This is a genomic window from Nocardioides sp. TF02-7 (genome assembly GCF_022437945.1).
Classification (GTDB): domain Bacteria; phylum Actinomycetota; class Actinomycetes; order Propionibacteriales; family Nocardioidaceae; genus Nocardioides.
In genome coordinates this window covers 3042306-3063839 of the sequence record NZ_CP092535.1, presented here as the reverse complement: position 1 = coordinate 3063839, position 21534 = coordinate 3042306, and the positions used below count along the sequence as shown (strand labels likewise).

Below are 21534 nucleotides of genomic sequence, written 5' to 3'. Positions count from 1 at the left end.
GGAGTTCCGGTGACTCCCTCGGTGCTCTAACCAGTCACAGCACCCAGGGAGTCACCCCAGCTCCGAGGTAGTGCGCTCCCCGGGCGCTGTGGCCGGCCGCGGCGCCCGGCTCCCGCCCGCTCCTCCCCCGTCGCTGCCTGTCGGTCGCAACCACCTGGGGTCCGCAGCCCGCGCTGCGCAGCCGGTGTTGCCCACGGTGCAGTCCGCCGCCCGGGCCCGACCCCCGACCACGTCTACCCGGCGGCCTCGGTCGCGGCGAGTGCCGCCTTCCACTCGCGGAACGCCTCCTCCGTGCGGCCCTGTCGCCAGTAGCCGGAGACGGAGAGGTCCTCGCGCGGCACGCCGCGCTCGTGCAGCAGGAAGGGCCGGATCTCGTGCATCACGGCCTGCGCCTCGCCGTGGACGAACGCGTGGACCCGGCCGTCGCGCCACGGCAGCGCCCGTACCGCGTCCGCCAGGCCGGCGTGCGCCGGGTCGCTGCGGTGCAGCCAGACCACCTCGACGCCGGCGGGTGCTCCCAGCGGCTGCTCGTGCGCTGCGGTGTCGACCTGGACGACGGCGTACCCCTCGGCGTCGTCCGGGAGCGCGGCCAGCGACTGCCGGATCGCCGGCACGGCGGCTTCGTCACCGGCGAACAGGTGCCAGTCGGCGGTCGCGTCGGGCGCGTAGGCGCCGCCGGGTCCGCGGACGTTGATGGTGTCGCCCGGCTCGGCCGTCGCGGCCCACGGCCCGGCGACGCCCGCGTCACCGTGGACGACGAAGTCGATGGCGAGCGTCCCCGCGACCGGGTCGGGGTCGAGGGCGGTGTAGGTGCGCAGCGCCGGGCGCTCGCCGCGCTCGATCGCGGCCGGGTCGCCGAACACGAGCTTGACGTAGCGGTCGGTGAACACGCTGCCGGCGAACGCCGAGAGGTCCTCGCCGTGGAACCGCAGCCGCACCATCCCGGGCGTGAGCCGCTCCTTGTCGGTGACGGTCAGCCTGGTGACCGGCTTGCTCCCCACGGTTCCTCCTGTGCTCGAGTGAGGCAAGCCTAACCAGCCCCCGAGACGCCGGCTCGGCCGTCCCAGCGGACGGTCGGGACGCCCTCGCGACGGCCGTCGGAGGGCCGGTGTCACATCCGGGAGTGAGCGATCACGACTCACCGCGGAGCAGCGCGGTCGTGTAATAGCGTCCCGGTCGTCGGGAGGATTTCGGAGGGGTCGTCGCCGCTGAACCGGGGCGCGACAAGGGGAGATGGCGCTCGGGCACCATGGGGATGATGTGACACAGTGCTGGAGACGTCATGAGGGCGAACGCCCATAGTCGCGTGATGATCGTCGACGACCACGAGCTCTTCGCGGAGTCGCTCGAGCTCGCCCTCAACATGGAGGGCTACGGCGTGCGGCGGGTGCCGACCGCGTCCACCACCCCGGTCGCGCTCCTGGCCGGGGTGGCGAGGTACCAACCGCGGGTGGTGCTGCTCGACCTGGACCTCGGGAGCCTCGGCGACGGCACCCGGCTCATCAACCCGATCGCCCGCACGGGCTCGAACGTCGTCGTGGTCACCGGGTCCTACGAGGAGTCCGAGTGGGGGCACTGCATCAAGCGGGGAGCCCGGAAGGTGATCCCGAAGACCCATCCGCTCAACGAGATCCTGTCGGTCACCCGCCGGATCTGCCAGGGCCTCCCGGTCATGGACGCCGCCGAGCGTGAGCGCCTGATCGGGGTCTGGTCCGAGCACCGCCGCGTCGCCGAGGACCTGCGGGGCCGGCTCGACCGGCTCACGCCGCGGGAGGCCGAGGTCCTCGGCTGGCTCGTCGAGGGACACCAGGTGCGCGAGATCGCCCGCGAGAGCGTGGTCTCGGAGGCGACCGTGCGCACGCAGGTCAAGCGGATCCTCAGGAAGCTCGAGGTCACCTCGCAGCTGGCTGCGGTCGGCCTCGCCCGTCAGGCGGGCTGGTCGCCGAACGTGCGGCACAAGGCGAACTAGGGAGACTCCTGGCCGGCGACCAGGCGGATCGCCGCGACGACGTCGGCCAGCGCGGTGCCGCGGGGCAGCACCAGCGTGGCGGCCGCCAGCACCGGAGCCCACTCCGGGCTCCCGGTGTCCGCGGCGAGCACGATCCAGCGCCGCGCCGACCCGTCGGCGAGGAGCGCCTCGACCGCCGCAGCTCGCCCGGGGTCCGGTGCCTCCACGACGACGACGCCGACGTCGGCGGGCGCCGCTCCACCCTGCTCGTCGTCCGGGGAGCCCGGCCAGCGCCCGGGGCGTGCTGCCAGCCCCAGCTCGGTCAGCGCTCGGGCGACCGTGTCCGCGACCATCCCCTGGTCGGCGACGACGATCACCGGGGTCGCGGGAGCGCCCCCAGGCGCACGGCTCCGCGCGGCCGGCATGGTTGCTCCCTTCCTGGCGGACCACTCTGGCACGCGTGGCGGGCCCCGCCTCCCCAGAACCGTCACGTCGCCGTGACGGGGAGCCGGCCCGCTCGACACTGAAACCGTCATCCTAGTGACAGCGGTCGAGCCCGGCGCAACGGCTCGCCGTGCGCAGCACCTCGACCACCCGTGCCTGGTCGGCGTCCGACATCTGGTGGAACAGCGGCAGGACCACGGTGCGGCGGGTCAGCGCCTCGGCCACCGGCAGCGGCACGACCAACCCGGCGCTCGCGTCGAAGGCCGGCTCGAGGTGCACCGCCGTGGTGCCGCGCCCCGCGGCGATGCCGGCCCGCGCGAAGGCGGCGAGCAGCCCGTCGCGGTCCAGCGGGTACTCGTCGAGCACCTCCACCCGGTAGGACTGGTAGTTGCTCGCACCGTGGTCGGGGGTCGGACACGGGCCGCAGGCCGGCGATCGTCCCGATCGCGGCCGAGTACCGCGCGGCCAGGTCGCGGCGGCGGCGCACCACCTCGTCCAGCCGTCTCAGCTGGACGATCCCGACGGCTGCCTGTACGTCGGTCATCCGGTAGTCGAACCCGACCTCGGCGATCGCGAGGACGCTGCTCCTCGTCGCCGAGGGGAGGGCCGCGGCGCGCTCGCGCAACCGGCGACCGCGCAAGGCCCAGGCCACGTTGTCGGTGGTCAGCATCCCGCCCTCGCCGGTGGTCAGCACCTGGTGCGGCTGGAAGGACCACACCGCGAGGTCGGCCCCCGCACCGACGGGGCGGCCCCGGTACTCCGCACCGACGCCGGACCCGGCGTCCTCGATGACACGGATCGCCATCGGCTCGCAGAGGCCGCGGATCGGGTCGAGGTCGACGGGTGTCCCACCGTGGTCGACGGCGATCACCGCCGTCGTACGAGGCGTCATCGCCGCCTCGACGTCCGCGGCCGTGATGTTCCCCGTCACCGGGTCGACGTCGGCGAGGACCGGGCGGGCGCCGGCGAACGTCGGGGCATTCGCCGTCGCGAGGGAGCAGTACGCCGGCACGACGACGTCGTCGCCGGGCGCCACGCCCGCGACCACCATCGCCAGGAGCAGCGCGGAGGTGCTGCTCGAGGTCGCGACCGCGTAGCCGACCTCCTGGCGCTCGGCGAACCGGTTCTCGAACTCCTCGACGCGCGGACCGAGCAGCCCCCAGCCTGCCTCCATGACGCCGGTGACCGCGGCGACCTCCTCCTCGCCGAGCCACGGTTGCATGACGCCGATGCGGTTCACGACGCGGTCACCACCTGTCGTCTCATCCCGCGCCGACCGGTTCAGGGGTGCAGCTCGCCAGGCTGACGGTGAACGGCTCGCTGTTGTTCGGCGTCTCCAGCATCGCCCCGTTCTCGGCCCCGACGAGCTCGATCGTGTGGGTCTCGCCCGGGCCGACGACGGTCTCCCGCCAGACGTCCTCGCCGCGCTCCCACTCGATGACGAGGACCTCGCCGGTGAGGACAGTGACCTCGCACCCGTCGGCCCACGGGCCCATGTAGGGGTGGAGCAGGCTCCCGTCCTCGGCGTAGACGGTCCGGGAGTTGCCACCGCTCCTGCCGTTGGAGCTGTAGGCGGTCCCCGGGGGCCACGAGACCACGCCGCCCACCCAGTCGCCGTCGGTGCAGCCCGGGATGTTGCAGACCCAGATCGCGGGTGTCCACGCGACGGGGTCGCACGCGACCGGGTCCTGGCAGGGTGGGTCGAGCGGTGGCAGCGGCGTGCCGGGGGTGAGGGTGTAGGTGAACGGGTCGTCGGACTGCACCGAGAACACCTCACCCGCTGCGACGGCGGGGAGGGTGGTCGTGCTGCCGGTCGGGATCGACGCGACCAGCCGGTGCGAGCCGTTCGGGTCGCCGGCGTAGACGTTGGCGGTGCCGGAGCCGACGGTGACCTGGTAGCCAGAGACCTTCGCGCCGGGGGCGTAGACACCGGCGGAGGTCGTGTAGCCGTACCGGTTGCGGACCGGCTCCAGCTGGGCCGGCCACACCGCCGCGTGCCCCGTGGTCTGCGCCCCCCACGGGCAGGGGCTCCCGGTGCAGTCCCAGGTCACCGACGCCGACGAGCGCGGGGCGCCCGGGTCTGGGTCGGGGTCCGGGTCGGGGTCCGGCACGGGAGTGGTGGCGAGCGCGTAGGTGAACGGGTCGTCGGACTGGACCGAGAACACCTCACCGGCCGCGATGGCGGGCAGGGTCGTGGTGCCGCCGGCGGGGACCGACGCGACCAGCCGGTGCGCGCCGTCCGGCTCACCGGCGTAGACCCGCGCCGAGCCCGTGTGCACGCTGATCCGGTAGCCCGCGACGTTGTGGCCGGGGGGCGTAGACACCGGCCGAGGTCGTGTAGCCGTGCCGGTTGCGGATCGGCGCCACCTCCGCCGGCCACACCACCGCATGGCCGCTGGTCTGCTCCCCCCACGGGCACGGGCTCCCGGTGCAGTCCCAGGTCACCGATGCCGACGAGCGCGGCGCGTTCGGGTCCGGCTGGGGCACCGTGCCGGCGGTCAGGGTGTAGGTGAATGCGTCGTCGGCCTGCACCGAGAACACCTCGCCCGCACCGATGGCGGGCAGGGTCGTGGTGCCGCCGGCGGGGACCGACGCGACCAGCCGGTGCGACCCGTCCGGCTCACCGGCGTAGACCCGCGCCGAGCCCGTGTGCACGCTGACCCGGTGGCCCGCGACGTTCTGGCCGGGGGCGTAGACACCGGCCGAGGTCGTGTAGCCGTGCCGGTTGCGAATCGGCGCCACCTCCGCCGGCCACACCGCCGCATGGCCGCTGGTCTGCGCCCCCCACGGGCAGGGGCTCCCGGTGCAGTCCCAGGTGACCTGCGCCGATGAGCGCGGCGCAGCGGGGTCCGGCTCCGGCTCGGGGTCGGGGTCGGGGTCGGGCGGCGTGCCGGGTGCGAGCGTGTAGGTGAACGGGTCGTCGGCCTGCACCGAGAACACCTCGCCCGCCGCGACGACAGGCAGGGTCGTGGTGCCGCCGGCGGCGATCGACGCGACCAGCCGGTGCGACCCGTCCGGTTCACCGGCGTAGACCTTGGCCGATCCGGTGTGGACGGAGACCTCGAACCCCGCGACGCTCTGGGCGGGGACGTAGACACCGGCCGAGGTCGTGTACCCGTGCCGCTCCCGGACCGGGGACAGCTCGACCGGCCACACCACCGCGTGGCCGGCGGTCTGCCCGCCCCAGGGACAGGGGGTGCCGGTGCAGTCCCAGGTGACGTACGCCGACGAGCGCGGCGCGTCCGGGTCCGGCGCCGGCGGCGTGCCGGGCGTGAGCGTGTAGGTGAACGGGCCGTCGGCCTGCACCGAGAACACCTCGCCCGCCGCGACGACGGGCAGGGTCGTGGTGCCGCCGGCGGCGACGGATGCGACCAGCCGGTGGGCGCCGTCCGGCTCACCGGCGTAGACCCGCGCCGAGCCCGTGTGCACGCTCACCTGGTAGCCCGACGTCGTGGCTCCGGGCGCGTAGACACCGGCCGAGGTGGTGTAGCCGTGCCGGTTGCGGACGGGAGCCACCTCCGCCGGCCACGCCACCGCATGGCCGGTGGTCTGCCCGCCCCACGGGCACGGGCTGCCGGTGCAGTCCCAGGTGACGAACACCGACGGGCTCGGGGCGGTCGGGGCCGGCTCGTCCGCCGAGGCCGGAGCCGGGGCGAGGAACGCACCCACGAGACCCGCGAGAGCCAGCAGGACCAGCAGCACCGGGCTCCTGCCTCGGGAGGAGGAACCGGCTCGCTCGTGACGCGGGGGACGCATGCGGCGAGACTAGGAACCACGGACCGTCCCGGGACGCAATCGCCGCTCGGGTCCCGCGTTCTGGGGATGGCGGACGCCGTCCGGGGCGGGAACCGGCCTGGTGCGTCACCGCCGGCGTACCCAATTGTCGGGACCCGGGTCCGGCCTCCCCTCCGTGCGGGTCGCCGCCCGTGGTCGCGTGCCGTGCACGCGATGCGCACGGGCTTCGACAGGCTTCGACAGGGGTGGCGATGGAGTACGAGAGCACCGGCATTCCCGGGCTGGTCCGGTTCCGGCCGACGCCGCACCGTGACGAGCGGGGTTCTTCAGCCGCACCTTCGACGTGGAGGTCGCGCGACGCGCGGGCGTCGATCCGCACTCGTTCGTCCAGGACAGCCTGTCGCGCTCCCGGCGCGGCGTGGTGCGCGGGCTCCATGTCCGCTCCGGCGCCGGCGAGGGCAAGCTGGTCCGCTGCTCGGCGGGACGGATCTTCGACGTCGTCGTCGACCTCCGGCCGGGCTCGCCCACCTACCGGGAGTGGCTCTCGTTCGACCTCGACGGCGACGAGCAGACCTCGATCTTCGTCCCCGCCGGCTGCGCGCACGGGTTCCAGGCGCTGACGGCGACGGCGGACACCAGCTATCGGATCGACCAGCCCCACGACCCGGCGTACAACGTCACCATCGCCCACGACGACCCCGAGCTCGCCATCCCGTGGCCGCTGGAGGTCTCCGGGATCTCCGGCGTCGACCGGTCCGCCCCCCGGCTGGCCGAGCTCGGCGACCGGTTGCGTGAGATCCGTCCCTTCGACTCCCCAACTTTGTGTACGTGACCGAGGAACGGCCACCGGCCCCGAGCCGCTGCTCGTGTCATGGGGGCATGACACAGACCACAGCCCCCGCGGTGCCGTCGGCCCCGTCGATGCCGTCGATGCCGCCGATGCAGGTAGCCGTGTTCGGCCTCGGGTACGTCGGGTGCGTCACCGCAGCCGGCCTGGCCTCCGTCGGGCACCGCGTCGTCGGCGTCGACGTCGACCAGCTCAAGGTGGACATGATCAGGGACGGCCGGAGCCCCGTGGTGGAGCCCGGCGTGGAGGAGCTGATCGCCGACACGGTGTCCCGCGGGCTGCTCCGCGCGACCACCGACTCGAGGGAGGCGATCGCACACGCCGACGTGTCGCTGGTCTGCGTAGGGACACCGTCCGGCGCGCACGGCGAGACCGATCTGGGGTACATCGCCCGCGCCGTCGCCGACATCAGGGCGGCGATGGACGAGGTCGCGCCGCCGGCGTCCGGGCACCACACCGTCGTCGTCCGCAGCACCGTGCCGCCGGGCACGGTGGACGGCGTCGTCAGCCCGGCGTTCGCCGACCCGCTCCCCCATGGCTGGTCGGTCGGCACGGCGATGGTCCCCGAGTTCCTGCGCGAGGGCAGCGGGGTGGACGACTTCGCCCATCCCCCGTTCCTGGTCGCCGGCACCGACGACCAGGCCGCGCTCGACGCGATGACCCGCCTGTTCGCGTTCCTCGGCCGGCCGCCCCGCCACGTCTCCGTCGGCACCGCGGAAGGGCTGAAGTACGCCTGCAACGCCTTCCACGCGGCCAAGATCTCGTTCGCCAACGAGATGGCCCGCGTCCTGCGGTTCCACGGCGTCGACTCCCGCGAGGTCATGGACGTGTTCTGCGAGGACGACAAGCTGAACATCTCGCGCGCCTACCTCCGGCCCGGGTTCGCGTTCGGCGGCTCCTGCCTGCCCAAGGACCTCCGCTCGCTGCAGCACATGGCCCGGACCAGCGGGGTCGACGTGCCGCTGCTCGCAGGGACCTGGCAGACCAACGAGCTCGTAATCAGCGAGGTCGTCGACCGCGTCGTCGCGCTGGGCCGGCGCCGGGTGGCGCTGCTCGGCCTCAGCTTCAAGAGCAACACCGACGACCTCCGCGAGAGCCCCAACGTCGAGCTCGCCGAGCGGCTCATGGGAAAGGGCTTCGAGCTGCGCGTCTACGACCCGATCATCAACCCCGAGCGGCTGGTCGGCGCCAACCGGCGCCACGTCGAGGCCAAGCTCCCGCACCTCAACCGGCTGCTGGTCTGCCGGCCCGAGGACGCGCTCGCCGACGCGGACGTGGCGGTCGTCGCCCACGCCGGGGTCCCGGTCCGTGAAGCGCTGCTCGAGCGGCGGCCCGCCGCGATCATCGACCTGCAGGGCGACCTCGGCAGCACGATCGAGTCGCTCCCCCGGCTACCAGGGCATCGGATGGTGACCTCTCCGGCGCCCCACGACCGGACGCCCCGCGTGCTGATCGTCATCCAGAACCTGCACGTCCCGTTCGACCGCCGGGTCTGGCTCGAGTGCCAGTCGCTGCTGCGCGCCGGCTACGACGTGACCGTGGTCTGCCCGGCAGGACCGCAGTCCCGCCCGCACGAGGTGATCGACGGGGTCGAGGTCTTCACCTACCGCCCCCGCCCGTCCGACGGCACCACACGGGGCTTCGTGACCGAGTACCTCTACTCCTTCCTCGCCACGGCACGCCTGGTGCTCCGCGCCCGGCGCCGGCGCGGCCGGATCGACGTCCTGCAGGCCTGCAACCCGCCCGACATCTTCTGGCCGCTGGCCCGGTGGCTCCGCCTGCGCGACGGGACCCGGTTCGTGTTCGACCACCACGACCTCTGCCCGGAGCTCTACCGCTCCCGGTTCCCGGACGGGAGGCGGCTCCCGCTGCGGGCGCTGCTGTTCCTCGAGCGCGCCACCTTCCGCGCCGCCGACGCCGTGACGTCGACCAACGACTCCTACGCGTCGGTCGCCCGGACCCGCGGCGGCAAGGCGGCGCAGGACGTCACGGTCGTCCGCACCGGGCCCGACCCCGACCGGCTGAAGGCCGGTCCCGCGGAGCCCGGGCTGCGCCGCGGCCACCGCCACCTGGTCGCCTACCTCGGCGTGATGGGTCCGCAGGACGGCGTCGACATCGTCCTCGACGCCGCGCACCACATCGTGAACGAGCTCGGCCGGACCGACATCGCCTTCACCCTCCTCGGTGGCGGCGACTGCTACCCGGACCTGGTGCGCCAGCGCGACCGGCTCGGCCTGGGCGAGCACGTGGTGATGACCGGGCGGGTGCCCGACGCCACCGTCTCGTCGGTCCTGTCGACCGCCGACCTCGGTCTCAGCCCCGACCCGCGCAACCCGCTCAACGACGTCTCCACCATGAACAAGACGATGGAGTACATGGCCTTCGGCCTCCCGGTCGTGGCCTTCGACCTGGTCGAGACCCGGGTCTCGGCCGGCCCCGCCGCCGTCTACGCGCGGCCCAACGACGTCGAGGCGTTCGCCGCGGCGATCGTGGACCTCCTGGACGACCCGCAGGCGCGGGCCACGATGGGCCGGCTGGGCCGGGAGCGGGTCGTCGACGAGCTCGCCTGGCAGCACCAGGAGAAGGCGTACGTCGGTGTCGTCGACCGGCTCGCGGGCGTCCGTCGTGCGGCCGCGGAGCAGCCCGCGGCCCCGGTCGGCCGAGGGGCCTGAGGCCATGTGCGGGATCGCCGGCGCCTACCAGCAGGCCGATGGGAAGGTCGTGACCGCCACGATGGTGGAGCGACTGGCCCACCGCGGCCCCGACGCGGCCGGGGTCGTCGAGGTCACCACGCCGGACCTGTCCGTCCACCTGGGCCACACCCGGCTCTCGATCATCGCCCTGACGACCGCGGCCGACCAGCCGTTCGTCAAGGGCGGGCTCCGGCTCGTCTACAACGGGGAGCTCTACAACTACCGCGAGCTGCGCCGCGAGCTCGAGGGGACGGGCGCCCGGTTCGCGACCGACTCCGACACCGAGGTCGTGCTCGAGGCCTGGCGCGCCTGGGGCGTCGGTGCGCTGCGGCGGTTCCGGGGCATGTACGCCCTTGCCGTCCACGACGACGCGACGGGCGGCCTGACGCTCGCGCGCGACCCGCTGGGGATCAAGCCGCTGTTCGTGCTGCGCCGCGGCTCGGGCCTGCTGTTCGCCTCGGAGCTGAAGGCGATCGTCGCCGCGGTCGGTCCGGAGCTGCGGGTGGACCCGACGGGCATGGTCGCCTCCGCGCTCTACTACTGGCTGCCGGAGCAGTTCGACGCGGTCCGCGGCGTGCACAAGCTCCCGGCGGGGTCGTGGTTGCGCGTCGGGCGTGACGGCGGCGTGACCGAAGGGCAGCACTGGGACGCGGTCGCCGAGGCCGCGGCGGCCGCGGCGGGTCCGCCGTGCGACCTGCGCGCCGTCGTCGAGGAGTCCGTCGCGGCGCACCTCGTCGCCGACGTCCCGGTCGCGGCGTTCCTCAGCGGCGGCCTGGACTCGAGCGTCGTGACCGCCCTCGCCCACCGGGCGGACCCCGCCATCGAGGCCTACACGATCGCCTTCCGGTCGCAGGACCAGCGGCTGGAGGCGATGCCGGACGACACGCGGTACGCGCGGTCGATGGCCCGGCACCTCGGCATCCGCCTCCACGAGATCGAGATCGCGCCCGACGTGGTCGACCTCCTGCCGCGGATGGTCGACATCCTGGACGAGCCGATCGGCGACCCGGCCGCGATCAACACCTTCCTGATGTGCGAGGCGGCCCGCGAACGGGGCGCGAAGGTGCTGCTCTCGGGGATGGGCGCGGACGAGCTGTTCGGCGGCTACCGCAAGCACCTCGCCTGCCTGCTCGGCGGCCACTACCGCCGACTCCCCCGCTTGCTCCGCTCCCGGGTGGTCCGACCCGTCGCCGACCGGCTGCCGGTCGTCGTCGCCGGCCGCGGCGTACGGACCGTCCGGTGGGCGCACCGGTTCCTGGACTTCGCCGAGCTGCCGGAGGAGGAGGCGTTCCGGCGCAGCTACACGCTGTACGACCGGGACGAGCTCGGCAGCCTGCTGGCGCCGGAGCTCGGACCGGACATCGACGCCGTGGTCGACAGCCACCGGACGCTCTACGACGACAACCGGCTGGACGACCAGGTGAGCCGCATGTGCCTGGCCGACTCGCGGCTGTTCATGTCCGGTCTCAACCTCACCTACACCGACCGCGCGAGCATGGCTGCCTCGACCGAGGTCCGGGTGCCCTTCGTCGACGTCGAGGTGTTCCGCGCCGCGTTCTCGCTGCCGGGGTCCAGCAAGATCCGGGGCCGGACGCAGAAGGCCGCGTTGAAGGACGCGGCCCGGGCCTGGATCCCGTCCGAGGTGATCGACCGGCCCAAGGCCTCGTTCGGCGCCCCGCTGCGGGCGTGGGTGGGCAACGACCTCAGGGGAGCTCGTCGACGACGTCCTCGTCGACGGCGAGCTGGTCGCCTCCGGCTTCCTGGACCGGGCGCCGTTGACCTCGCTGGTCGCCGACCAGCGATCGGGACGCCGCGACCTGGCGAAGCAGGTCTGGCAGCTGCTGAGCCTCGAGCTCTGGTACCGCAACGCCCGTGGGGACGGGGTCGCGGCCGCATGAGGACACACGTGATCCACGAGGAGACGACGATGACGGGGGACGCATGAAGCAGGTCGCGCAGAACTACCGCTCGGGGGAGCTCGTGGTGCTCGAGGCACCGGTGCCGGCCACCAAGCCGGGAGGGGTGCTCGTCCGCTCCCTGTTCTCCCTCATCTCCACCGGCACCGAGCTGATGAAGGTGTCGGAAGCCAGGATGTCGCTGCTGGGGAAGGCCAAGGCGCGACCGGACCAGGTCCGGAAGCTGGCGGAGTCCGTGGCGCACCAGGGACCCGTGGCCGCCTACCAGAAGGCGATGAACCGTCTCGACAGCTACACGCCGCTGGGCTACTCCCTCTGCGGTGTCGTCGTCGAGGTCGGTCCGGGCGCCGAGGACGAGTTCGCGGTCGGCGACCTCGTGGCCGCGGCCGGCAACGAGTTCGCCCTCCACGCCGAGTTCAACTGGGTGCCGACCAACCTGTGCGTGCGCGTGCCCGACGGCGTCGCACCGGAGCACGCCGCCTTCGCCACCGTGGGCGCGATCGCGATGCAGGGGGTGCGCCGGGCGGAGACCCAGCTCGGGGAGACGGCGTGCGTGATCGGGTTGGGGCTGGTCGGCCAGCTGGTCGTGCGGCTGCTGGTCGCCGCCGGCGTCCGGGTGGTCGGGGTGGACACGGTGCCGGACCGGTGCCGGCTCGCCGAGAAGGCGGGCGCGCTGCTGTGCGCCGGCCCCGACCCCGAGGGGCTGGCGCGCCTGGAGGGCGTGCTCGGCGCGGACCCGTCGAGCCCGGGGGCCGACCACGTGTTCCTGGCCGCGGGCGGCGCGTCGAACGGTCCGGTCGAGGTCGCCGCCCGGCTCGCCCGCGACCGGGCCCGGGTGGTCGACATCGGCAAGACCCGGCTGGACCTGCCGTGGAACGCCTACTACGAGAAGGAGCTCGACCTCCGCTTCTCACGGTCCTACGGACCGGGGCGGTACGACGACCGCTACGAGCTCGAGGGGGTCGACTACCCCGCCGGCTACGTCCGGTGGACCGAGCGCCGCAACCTGGGCTGCTTCCTCGACCTGATCGCCGCCGACCAGGTCGAGGTCGGCAGCTGGTGTCCGGGATCCACGGGATCGCCGACGCCACCACGGTCTACGAGCAGCTGCGCACCGGTGAGGCCACCGGGGTCGGTTTCCTCCTGGAGTACCCCCGACCCGGCGGGGGCGGCCGCCCCCGCGCCCGCGCTCGGAGCGGCGCGGACGGTGGAGCGCCGGACGTCCGAGCCGGCGCCGCCGGTCGGCCGGCGGCCCGTGCGGATCGGCTTCGTGGGTGCCGGCAACTACGCGTCCAGCATGCTGCTGCCGCACCTGGCCAAGGATCCCGGCGTCGACCTCGTGTCGGTCGCGACCACGCGGTCGCTCTCCGCGGTCAACGCGCAGCGCAAGTTCGGGTTCGCCACCGCCTCGACCGATGCGGACACGGTGCTGTCCGACCCGGCCGTCGACCTGGTCTTCGTCGTCACCCGTCACCACTCGCACGCCGACCTCGTCTGCACCGCGCTCGAGCACGGCAAGTCGGTGTTCGTCGAGAAGCCGCTGGCGCTGACGGTCGAGCAGCTGGACCGGGTGCGCGAGACCGTCGCCCGCACCGGCAACGACCGGCTGGTGGTCGGGTTCAACCGCCGGTTCGCCCCGCTGTTCGTGGACCTCCGACGACGCTTCGGCGCGACGACCGGCCCGGTGAGCGCCCGCTACCTGGTCAACGCCGGGCGCCTGGACGCGAGCAGCTGGTACCTCGACAGCGAGCTCGAGGGCAGCCGCTTCCTGGGCGAGGGCGGCCACTTCATCGACACGCTCGTCGCCTGGACGGGCAGCACGCCGACGGAGGTCTGGGCGCGGCAGACCCCCGGTGGGCTCGCGGTCCACGCCGCCATCCGGTTCGCCGATGGGTCGCTGGCCGACATCACCTACGCCACGGACGGGCACGGCAAGTTCCCCAAGGAGACGCTCGACGTCACCGGCTGCGGCCGCAACGCCCGGCTGGACAACTTCACCCGCGCGACCGTGTGGGGCAGCGGCGGCAAGGACGCCAAGCGGGCCCCTCACCGGCCAGGACAAGGGCCAGGCCGAGCAGCTGCGCCGGCTGGTCGCTGCCGTCCGCGACGGCGGGCCGATGCCGATCCCCCTGGACCACCTGCTCGCCACGACCCGCGCCACCATCGCCGTCCAGCAGAGCCTGGTCTCCGGAGGGCCGGTGCCCCTGTGAGCCGCTCCCTGACGTGGTACGCCCGCCGGCTCCGGCAGATGGGTCCCGGCGAGGTGGTCGCGCGCGGACGGGACCAGGCGCGGCAGGCGGCATGGGCGCGGCGCCAGGTGCGGTCCGGGGACCCGGTCGCCGTGCCGAGGCTCGTCGACCCCCCGCACGTTCGAGGCGGTCCTCCCGCCCGGCGCGCGGGACCAGGTGCCCGGACCCGCCGCCGCTGCCCTCGTCGAGGCGGCCGACGCGTTGCTGGCAGGGACCTGGGACGTGCTCGGCACGGTGCGGACGGACCTGGTGTCGCCCGACTGGTTCCGCGACCCGGTCACCGGTCGTCGTTCCCCGTCGAGCCGGTACGCCTTCCGGATCGACCACCGCGACGAGCAGGTGACCGGGAACGTGAAGTCGGTGTGGGAGCTCTCCCGGCACCACCACCTGACCGTCCTGGCGACGGCGTACTGGCTCACCCGGGACGAGCGGTACGCCGAGCGGGTCGACCAGCACCTCCGCTCGTGGTGGGCCGCCAACCCGTTCCTCTCCGGGATCCACTGGACCAGTGGGATCGAGCTGGGGGTCCGGCTGCTGAGCTGGGTCTGGGTGCGGCGGCTGCTGGACGACTGGCCGAAGGCAGCGGACCTCTTCGAGTCCAACGAGCTCGCGCTCGCCCAGCTCCGCTGGCACCAGGAGCACCTGGCCGCCTTCCGCAGCTGCGGGTCGTCGGCCAACAACCACCTGGTCCTCGAGGCGGCCGGCCGGGCGGTCGCCGCCTGCGCGTTCCCGTGGTTCGAGGAGAGCGACAGGTGGCGGCGCGACGCGATCGCCGGGTTCGAGGCGGCGTTGCGGGCCAACACCTTCGCCAGCGGGGTGAACCGGGAGCTCGCCACGGACTACCACCGGTTCGTCGCGGAGACCGCGGTGCTCGTCGGTGCCGAGGCAGCTGCCGCCGGGACCCCGCTCTCGGAGCGGACCTGGGAGCTGGTGGTCGCGGCGTACGACGTCGCCGCGGCCGTCCCCCGACGCGGCGGGCCGTCCGCCCCGTCAGGGGGACGGTGACGAAGGGCGCGCCCTGCTGGTCGACGCCCCGTCCGCGGACCCCTGGGGGCTGCTGCTCGACCTCGGTCGGCACGCCGTGGGCCCGCTGCCGTGGTGGCCGCCGGCCACGGACAGCGTCCTCGGCCCGGCCGTCGGCGCTCTCGCCGGTGCACCGCGCTCCGCGGGCGCCCGTCCCGCGCGACGACCGGCCACCTTCGCCGACGCCGGGATCACGGTGCTGAGGTCGCCGTCCGGCGCCGGCCCGGAGATCTGGTGCCGCTGCGACGGCGGGCCGCACGGGTTCCTCTCGATCGCCGCGCACGGCCACGCCGACGCACTGGCAGTCGAGGTCCGCCACGACGGCGTCGAGGTGCTCGTCGACCCGGGCACGTACTGCTACCACGGCGAGCCCGAGTGGCGCAGCTACTTCCGCTCGACCCGGGCCCACAACACGGTCGAGGTCGACCGGCTGGACCAGTCCGTCGAGGGCGGCCCGTTCCTCTGGCGGACCCGGGCCGCGACCGTGGTCGACCAGGTCGACACGACCGACCCGGACGACCAGCGGTGGGTCGCCCGCCACGACGGGTACGCACGGCTCGAGCACCCGGTCGGTCACGAGCGGAGCGTCCGGCTCGACTCGTCGGCGCGCCGGCTGTCGATCGTCGACCGGCTCTCCAGCACGGGAGCCCACGACGTCGCCCTGCGCTTCCACCTCGGGCCCCTGGTCGACGTACGACTGGACGCCGGCGCCGCCCGGCTGTCCTGGACCGATCCGTCCGGCGACCAACAGGCGACCCTCGAGCTGCCCGGCGATCTGGAGTGGTCGACCCACAGCGGCGAGGTCGACCCGCCGCTGGGCTGGCACTCCCCCGCTTCGGCGAGCGGGTGCCCACCACGACGGTCGTGGGCCGCGGAACGTTCGACCGCACCGCGACCCTGACGTCGGTCCTCCGGTTCGACGGACCGCTGCAGGGGACGGGGGCCGGCCATGGCTGACCAGGCGCTCGACGCTCGCTCGACGATCACCCTGCTGCGCCGCTACCGGCTCGTCGTCCTCGCCATCCTGCTGCTGGGCGCGGCTGCGGGCGTCGCGGTCGCCTACCTGCGGCCGCCGGTCTACACGAGCGTCAGCGTCGTGCTGCTCCCCTCCGGCAAGGACGCGAACGGGCAGCTGGTGGTCCGCGACCCGCTCACCGAGGCACGGATCGCCTCCAGCGACCTCGTGCTCGGCCCCGCCGGCAAGGCGCTCGAGCCGCCGATGACGGCCACCGAGGTGCGGGAGCGGATCCGGATCGACGCCTCGACCAACGACGTCATCACGATCGAGGCCTCGGCGGCGTCTCCGGCGCTCGCCGAGGCCCTCGCGGCGGCCGTGGCCCGGGCCGAGATCCGGTACGTCGCCGACGCGGCCAGCACCGTCGACGACGCCGGCGACCAGGTGCTCGAGCAGCGGCGGCGCACGCTCGAGACCAGCCTGCAGCGGGTGACCGCGGAGATGACCCGCACGAAGGACCGCCGGGACGGCGCCCCGCCGGGTTCGGTGGTCGCCAACGCGGCGATCGCGGCGCTCGCCCAGCTCACGGCGCAGCAGGCCGACCTGCTCCTCCAGCTGGACAAGCTGACGGAGCAGCTGGAGGGAGGGACCACGGACCCCGCGGCGACCGCCACCGAGATCCAGGCCGCGTCGCCCGCGACCCGCCCGAAGGCGGCGGTGCACTACGCGGTCTACGCCGCCGTGGGTGCGGCCGCCGCTCTGCTCCTGGTGCTCATGGCGATGTCGGCGGTCCTGCGCAACGACCGCCGCCTGCGGCTGCGCGACGAGATCGCGGACGCGGTGGGCAGCCCGGTCGTCGCCTCGGTCCACAGCCAGGCGCCCCGTTCGGTCGCCGGGTGGACGACCCTGATGCAGTCCTACGAGGCGTCGACGGTCGACGCCTGGTCGTTGCGCCTCGCGCTCCGCCAGCTCGTCCCCCAGCTCACCGACAGCAAGGCACGCGGTCGGGCCGACGACGGCGACCGGCGCGCGGCGACGATCACGGTCGTGTCGCTCGACCAGGACAACCGGGCGCTCGCGATCGGCCCGCAGCTCGCGTCGTACGCCGCCACCAGCGGGCTGCGGACCCGGCTCGTGGCGGCCCAGCGGCACGAGTCGGCCGCCTCGCTGTGGGCCGCCTGTCACCGTGACCCGGGCCAGGACGAGGTTCGTCCGGGCCTGTCGGTTGCGACCGGCGCCGCCGACGCGACCGACGTCGACCTCACCGTCGTCGTGGTGGTCATCGACCGCCGCAAGCCCGAGGTCACGCCGCAGCCGCACTCCGACGTGACGCTCGTCTGCGTCTCGCCGGGGAAGGCGACCGCGGACGACCTGGCGCGCGTCGCCGTCGAGATCGACGACGCGGGCCACCGCATCGCCGGTGTCGTCGTCGCGGACCCCGACGGTCTGGACCGCACCTCCGGCCGCCTGCTCCAGGCCGACCGGGTCGGGCGCGCTCCGCTGCCCACGCTGCTCACCGGTGGTCCGAGGACCCGGCCCGCCGCCGGCGCGGCCGACCAGGGCGGCGCACCGGACCGGCGACGAGCCCGGGAAGGCCGATGATGCGATCCACGTGGCAGGTGGACGAGCCGGCCGTCGACGAGCCCGCCGGCGCCCCGCCCACTCCCCTGGCGAGCCTCCACTTCCTGACCACGGCGGTGCTCCGCCGCTGGAGGACCTGGGTCGGGCTCGGCGCGGTGGGCCTGCTGCTCGGAGCGTCCGCGGCGCTGATGCTCTCGTCGCCGAGCAAGGCCGAGGTCACGCTGATGCTGGCGCACCCCGCGGGAGCCGACCCCGCCCAGGAGATGGCGACCGACATCAGCCTGTTGCGGACCCGCTCGGTGGCCGGTGACGTCATCGACCGCCTCGGCCTGGAGATGTCGCCCGACGAGCTGCAGGGCGCTGTCACCCTCGAGCAGGTCTCGACGACCGTCCTGGTCGTCACCGTGGCCGCCGGCAGCCCCGAGGCCGCGGCCGAGCTGGCCGACACGCTCGCGACCAGCTTCCTGGACTTCCGCCGGACGCAGATGGAGATGCAGGCGGAGGCGCTCGCCCGCGGCTACGGAGACCGGATCGAGGAGCTCGAGTCCGAGATCGCCGACCTCACGGACCAGTCCGAGGAGGTCGACGAGAACGGCGGCGGGCAGGCCGTGGTGTCCGACCTCCTGACGCGCCGCGCGGAGCTGGCCACGGAGGTCGACGCCCTGCAGCAGACCGTCGAGCAGAGCACGATCGAGACCGCCGCCCTGACCGCCGCCAGCCACGTCCTCGACCCGACGAGCGCGGTGCCGGCCCCGGGCGCCCGGCGGGTCGTCCTCACCGCGATGTCGGGGGCGATCGGCGGCGCGGCCGTCGGCATCGGGATCGTCCTCTTCACCGCGCTGACGTCGGACAAGCTGCGCCGCCGCGAGGACGTCGCCCTGGCCCTCGGCGTACCCGTCCGGTTCACCGCCGGCGGCGGCAGCCGGCTCCGGCTGCCCGGTCGTGCACCGGGAGCATCGCCGGCGCACGAGCAGCTGGGCCGCACGATCGCCGCGGCGTACGCCGACCGGCAGGGCGGCCCGCACCGGCTGGCGGTCGGCGCGACCGGCAACATCGAGGACTGCGAGGCGGTCACCGCTGCCCTGGTCGCGGCGCTGGCCCGGACCGGTGCGTCCGTGTTCGTCGCCGACCTGAGCCCCCGGGGCCGGCTCGCCGCGTCGCTCGGGGAGTCGTTCGCCGACGGGTCGTCGGGCCCGGCGGTGGTGCCGACCGTGACCCGGCCGGAGGAGGGCGTGCTGGCGCGCGGGCCCGGCTCCGTCCGGCGGGACGGCTCGTCCGCGACCGGGCTCGACGCCGAGTGGCGCGCGGCCGACGTCGTGGTGGTGCTGGTCGACATCGATCCCGGCACCGGCATCGACCAGGTGCCGTCGTGGGCGGACCAGGTGGTCCCGGTCGTCACGGCCGGACGGTCGAGCGCCGAGCGGCTGCGCACGACGGTCGAGCTGGTGCGGTCGAGCGGCCTCGACCTCCCGTTCGCCGTGATGGTCGGCGCCGACGGTCTCGACGACAGCTCGGGCCGCCTCGAGGAGGCGGACCAGCCGTCCCCGATCGCCCGCAGGGACGCGCGATGACCGCACCGGTCGCCGGGCGATCAGGAGGGCCATTGAGCGGGGCACCGAGAGGGGCACCGCGGGTGGCGTCGGCCGGGCGGTGGCGGTCGGTCGACACGAGGACGCTCCCGGTCCTCGTGGTCGCGGCGTGGGGTGCGCTGTTCCTCAACGTCCTCTCGTTCGCCGGCAACCCGACGGTCGTCCCGATCCCGGCGCCCGTCGGACAGCTCATCACCCAGGGCGCCCTGCCGGTCGCCCTGGTGCTGGCGCTCGTCGTCAACCGGCGCGGCGTGGTGCGGTCGAGCCTCTTCCTCGTGCTCTACACGATGCTGGCGGTCGTCTCGTTGATGGTCAGCCTGCACAACGAGTTCTTCGCGGGCTCGGTGTTCCGGGCGACGCGACTGCTCGGGTTCGTCGTCGTGCTGTGGCTGCTGACGCCGTGGTTCGGGCGGCGCGACCTGCTCCTGCTCCGGTGCCACCGGATCGTCCTCTGGGCCGTCCTCGGCACCGTGCTGCTCGGGGCGTTGATCTCCCCGGGGTCCGCGTTCGCGTTCGAGGGCCGGCTGTCCGGCGCGATCTGGCCGATCCCGCCCACGCAGGTGGCGCACTACGGCGCCGTCCTGCTGGGGGTGACCGCCCTGCTCTGGATGTGCCGGCTGGTGAGCGGACGTCATGCGCTCGTCACCGTCGGTGTGTGCGGGGCGGTGCTGGCGGCGACACACACCCGCACGGCGCTCACGGCCGTCGTCGTCGGGCTGGTCCTCGCCGGCGCGAGCCTCTTCGTCGGGCACGCGCGGGTCCGTCGCACCTACGCCTGGGGGACCCTCGCCGGCGTCGGCGTCGTGACGCTGTTCGCGTCCCAGATCACCACCTGGGCGACGCGCGGCCAGAGCGCGCAGGACCTCAGCCAGCTCACGGGGCGCACCAAGGTCTGGTCGGCCGTGTTCGGCCTCGACCGGCCCTGGCTCGACACGCTGTTCGGCTCCGGCATGTCCAACCAGTCCTTCGGCGGGCTCCCCATCGACAGCAACTGGGTCGCCTCCTACTACGACCAGGGCTGGTTCGGGATCGCCGTCGAGGTCGCCGCGCTGCTGACACTGCTGGTGCTCGCGATCGCCCACGCGCCCGGCCCGTCCCGCGCCGTCGCGATCTTCCTGATCGTCTACGCGGTCGTCGCCTCCTTCACCGAGACGGGGCTCGGCAGCCCCTCCCCTACCTGCTCGACCTCGCGGTCGCCGCCTCGCTGCTGGCGCCGCCGATCACCCGGAGGTTCCCCGTGAGAGTGATGATCGTGCACGGCCGGTACCGGTCCCAGGCGCCGAGCGGCGAGAACCGGGTCGTCGACCAGGAGGCCGCGCTGCTCGCCTCCGCAGGTCACACCGTCGAGCGCTTCGAGCGGCACAGCGACGACATCGCGTCGTGGTCGGCGGCGCGGCGGGCGGCCCTGGTCGTGACCAGCGTCCGCAGCAGGGAGGTACGACGAGCGCTGGAGGACCGCCTGGCGACGGTCCGGCCCGACGTCGTCCACGTCCACAACACGTTCCCGACGCTCAGCCCGTCGGTGCTGCTGGCCTGCCGCGACCTCGGCGTACCGGTCGTGGCCACGCTGCACAACTACAAGCTCCTGTGCGCCAGCGGCGACTTCTTCCGGGACGGACGGCCCTGTCACGCGTGCGCCGACGGCGCCCTGCTGCCGGCGGTCCGTCACGGCTGCTACCGGGGGGCATCGGCGACGACCGCCCCCGTCAGCCTGGGCCTGGCGGTCAACCGGGGCACCTGGCGGGACCTCGTGTCGGCGTACGTCTTCATCTCCGAGTCCCAGCGGCGGCTGATGTCGGGACTGGACCTGCCGGTCGACCGCACCTTCGTCAAGCACAACTTCGTCGACCCCGCACCGCCCCGGACCGGCCCCACCGACCACGCGGTCGCCTACGTCGGCCGGCTCGACGAGGCGAAGGGCGTCCGGTTCCTGATGGAGGCCTGGGAGCAGTTCGGCCGCGCCCACCCCCGCAGCGGGCTGGTGCTCCGGATCGTCGGCGCCGGGCCCCTCTCGGCGGAGGTCGAGGCGTGGGCGCGGCACCGGCCCTCGGTCGACCTGGTCGGCCAGGTCGCTCCTGAGCAAGCGCGGCGGCTGCTCGGCGGCGCCGCCGCGGTCGTGGTGCCGTCGGCGTGGGAGGAGACGTTCGGCCTCGTGGCGGTCGAGGCGATGGCGGCGGGCGTCCCGCCGATCGCGCCGGCCAGGGGGTCCTTCCCCGAGCTGGTCACGCCGGGGGTCGACGGGGTGCTGTTCCGTCCGGGCGAGGCCGCGAGCCTCGCGGCCTCGTTCGAGCAGCTGGACCGGTCCCCCGGCACCTTCGCCGACCTCGGACGCGCGGGGCTCCGGACGTGGCACCGCCGGTTCCGGCCGGGGGTCGGGCTGGACCGGCTCGAGGAGGTCTACCGGTTCGTGCGGGAGAACCCGCGGCTCCTCCCGGCCGAGGTGGCGGCGCTCCCCAATGCTGGGTACGCCCCTGCCGGAACCACGGCCGGCCGGTCGCGGCGTTCCTAGGGTGATGACCGGTCGAGAAGCCCGGGCGACGTCGGCTCCTCGGGC

General features: G+C 74.2%; 15 protein-coding genes and 1 pseudogene. 11 read left to right on the top strand and 5 right to left on the bottom strand.

The window, feature by feature from the left end:
* Window positions 1–233 precede the first annotated feature (233 nt).
* Window positions 234–1001, bottom strand: a complete 768-nt coding sequence (locus tag MF408_RS15730) for a siderophore-interacting protein (protein WP_240248485.1) — start codon at window positions 999–1001, stop codon at window positions 234–236.
* Between the two features lie 308 nt (window positions 1002–1309).
* Between MF408_RS15730 and MF408_RS15725 the strand changes: the two genes are divergently transcribed.
* Window positions 1310–1969 carry a response regulator transcription factor gene (locus tag MF408_RS15725; protein ID WP_240248484.1) on the top strand — a complete coding sequence of 220 codons (660 nt, stop codon included), beginning with the start codon at window positions 1310–1312 and terminating at the stop codon, window positions 1967–1969.
* Here the strand turns inward: MF408_RS15725 and MF408_RS15720 are convergent.
* From MF408_RS15720 to MF408_RS15705, 4 genes are all read right to left on the bottom strand, one after another.
* The gene (locus tag MF408_RS15720; RefSeq protein WP_240248483.1) at window positions 1966–2373 is read right to left on the bottom strand and encodes a hypothetical protein; all 408 of its coding nucleotides are present in this window, start codon (window positions 2371–2373) and stop codon (window positions 1966–1968) included. The two genes, MF408_RS15725 and MF408_RS15720, sit on opposite strands and share 4 nt — an antisense overlap.
* Before the next feature lie 107 nt (window positions 2374–2480).
* Window positions 2481–3632: a DegT/DnrJ/EryC1/StrS family aminotransferase gene (locus tag MF408_RS15715; protein ID WP_240248482.1), complete on the bottom strand. Its 1152-nt coding sequence runs from the start codon at window positions 3630–3632 to the stop codon at window positions 2481–2483.
* A 22-nt stretch (window positions 3633–3654) separates the two neighbouring features.
* A complete protein-coding gene (locus tag MF408_RS15710; protein WP_240248481.1) occupies window positions 3655–4671 on the bottom strand; it encodes a hypothetical protein in 1017 nt (338 codons plus the stop codon).
* Entirely contained in the window at window positions 4637–6094 is a 1458-nt protein-coding gene (locus MF408_RS15705; RefSeq protein ID WP_240248480.1) for a hypothetical protein, read from the bottom strand. Before MF408_RS15705 ends, MF408_RS15710 begins: the two co-directional genes overlap by 35 nt.
* Window positions 6095–6470: 376 nt before the next feature.
* Between MF408_RS15705 and rfbC the strand changes: the two genes are divergently transcribed.
* The 10 genes and pseudogenes from rfbC to MF408_RS15655 all read left to right on the top strand — a co-directional run bounded on the left by rfbC (window position 6471) and on the right by MF408_RS15655 (window position 21489).
* The gene (rfbC, locus tag MF408_RS15700; RefSeq protein WP_240248479.1) at window positions 6471–6959 is read left to right on the top strand and encodes a dTDP-4-dehydrorhamnose 3,5-epimerase; all 489 of its coding nucleotides are present in this window, start codon (window positions 6471–6473) and stop codon (window positions 6957–6959) included.
* Window positions 6960–7057: 98 nt separating this feature from the next.
* The gene (locus MF408_RS15695) at window positions 7058–9646 is read left to right on the top strand and encodes a nucleotide sugar dehydrogenase (RefSeq protein WP_240248478.1); all 2589 of its coding nucleotides are present in this window, start codon (window positions 7058–7060) and stop codon (window positions 9644–9646) included.
* Window positions 9647–9650: 4 nt separating this feature from the next.
* Window positions 9651–11333 (top strand): annotated as a pseudogene (asnB, locus tag MF408_RS15690) (asparagine synthase (glutamine-hydrolyzing)); the annotation flags it as partial.
* A 76-nt stretch (window positions 11334–11409) separates the two neighbouring features.
* Window positions 11410–11565 (top strand): hypothetical protein, encoded by a 156-nt coding sequence (locus MF408_RS15685; protein WP_240251961.1) that lies wholly within the window; start codon window positions 11410–11412, stop codon window positions 11563–11565.
* A gap of 43 nt (window positions 11566–11608) precedes the next feature.
* Window positions 11609–15058, top strand: coding sequence for a bi-domain-containing oxidoreductase (locus MF408_RS15680; RefSeq protein WP_240248477.1), 3450 nt, complete (start codon window positions 11609–11611; stop codon window positions 15056–15058).
* Window positions 15052–15756 carry a heparinase II/III-family protein gene (locus tag MF408_RS15675; RefSeq protein ID WP_240248476.1) on the top strand — a complete coding sequence of 235 codons (705 nt, stop codon included), beginning with the start codon at window positions 15052–15054 and terminating at the stop codon, window positions 15754–15756. The genes MF408_RS15680 and MF408_RS15675 overlap by 7 nt, the downstream gene beginning before the upstream one ends.
* 48 nt (window positions 15757–15804) lie before the next feature.
* Entirely contained in the window at window positions 15805–17412 is a 1608-nt protein-coding gene (locus MF408_RS15670; RefSeq protein WP_240248475.1) for a Wzz/FepE/Etk N-terminal domain-containing protein, read from the top strand.
* Window positions 17409–18962: a hypothetical protein gene (locus MF408_RS15665; protein WP_240248474.1), complete on the top strand. Its 1554-nt coding sequence runs from the start codon at window positions 17409–17411 to the stop codon at window positions 18960–18962. The genes MF408_RS15670 and MF408_RS15665 overlap by 4 nt, the downstream gene beginning before the upstream one ends.
* Before the next feature lie 62 nt (window positions 18963–19024).
* A complete protein-coding gene (locus MF408_RS15660) occupies window positions 19025–20221 on the top strand; it encodes a hypothetical protein (protein ID WP_240248473.1) in 1197 nt (398 codons plus the stop codon).
* 5 nt (window positions 20222–20226) lie between these two features.
* Window positions 20227–21489 carry a glycosyltransferase gene (locus tag MF408_RS15655; RefSeq protein WP_240251959.1) on the top strand — a complete coding sequence of 421 codons (1263 nt, stop codon included), beginning with the start codon at window positions 20227–20229 and terminating at the stop codon, window positions 21487–21489.
* Window positions 21490–21534: the final 45 nt, after the last annotated feature.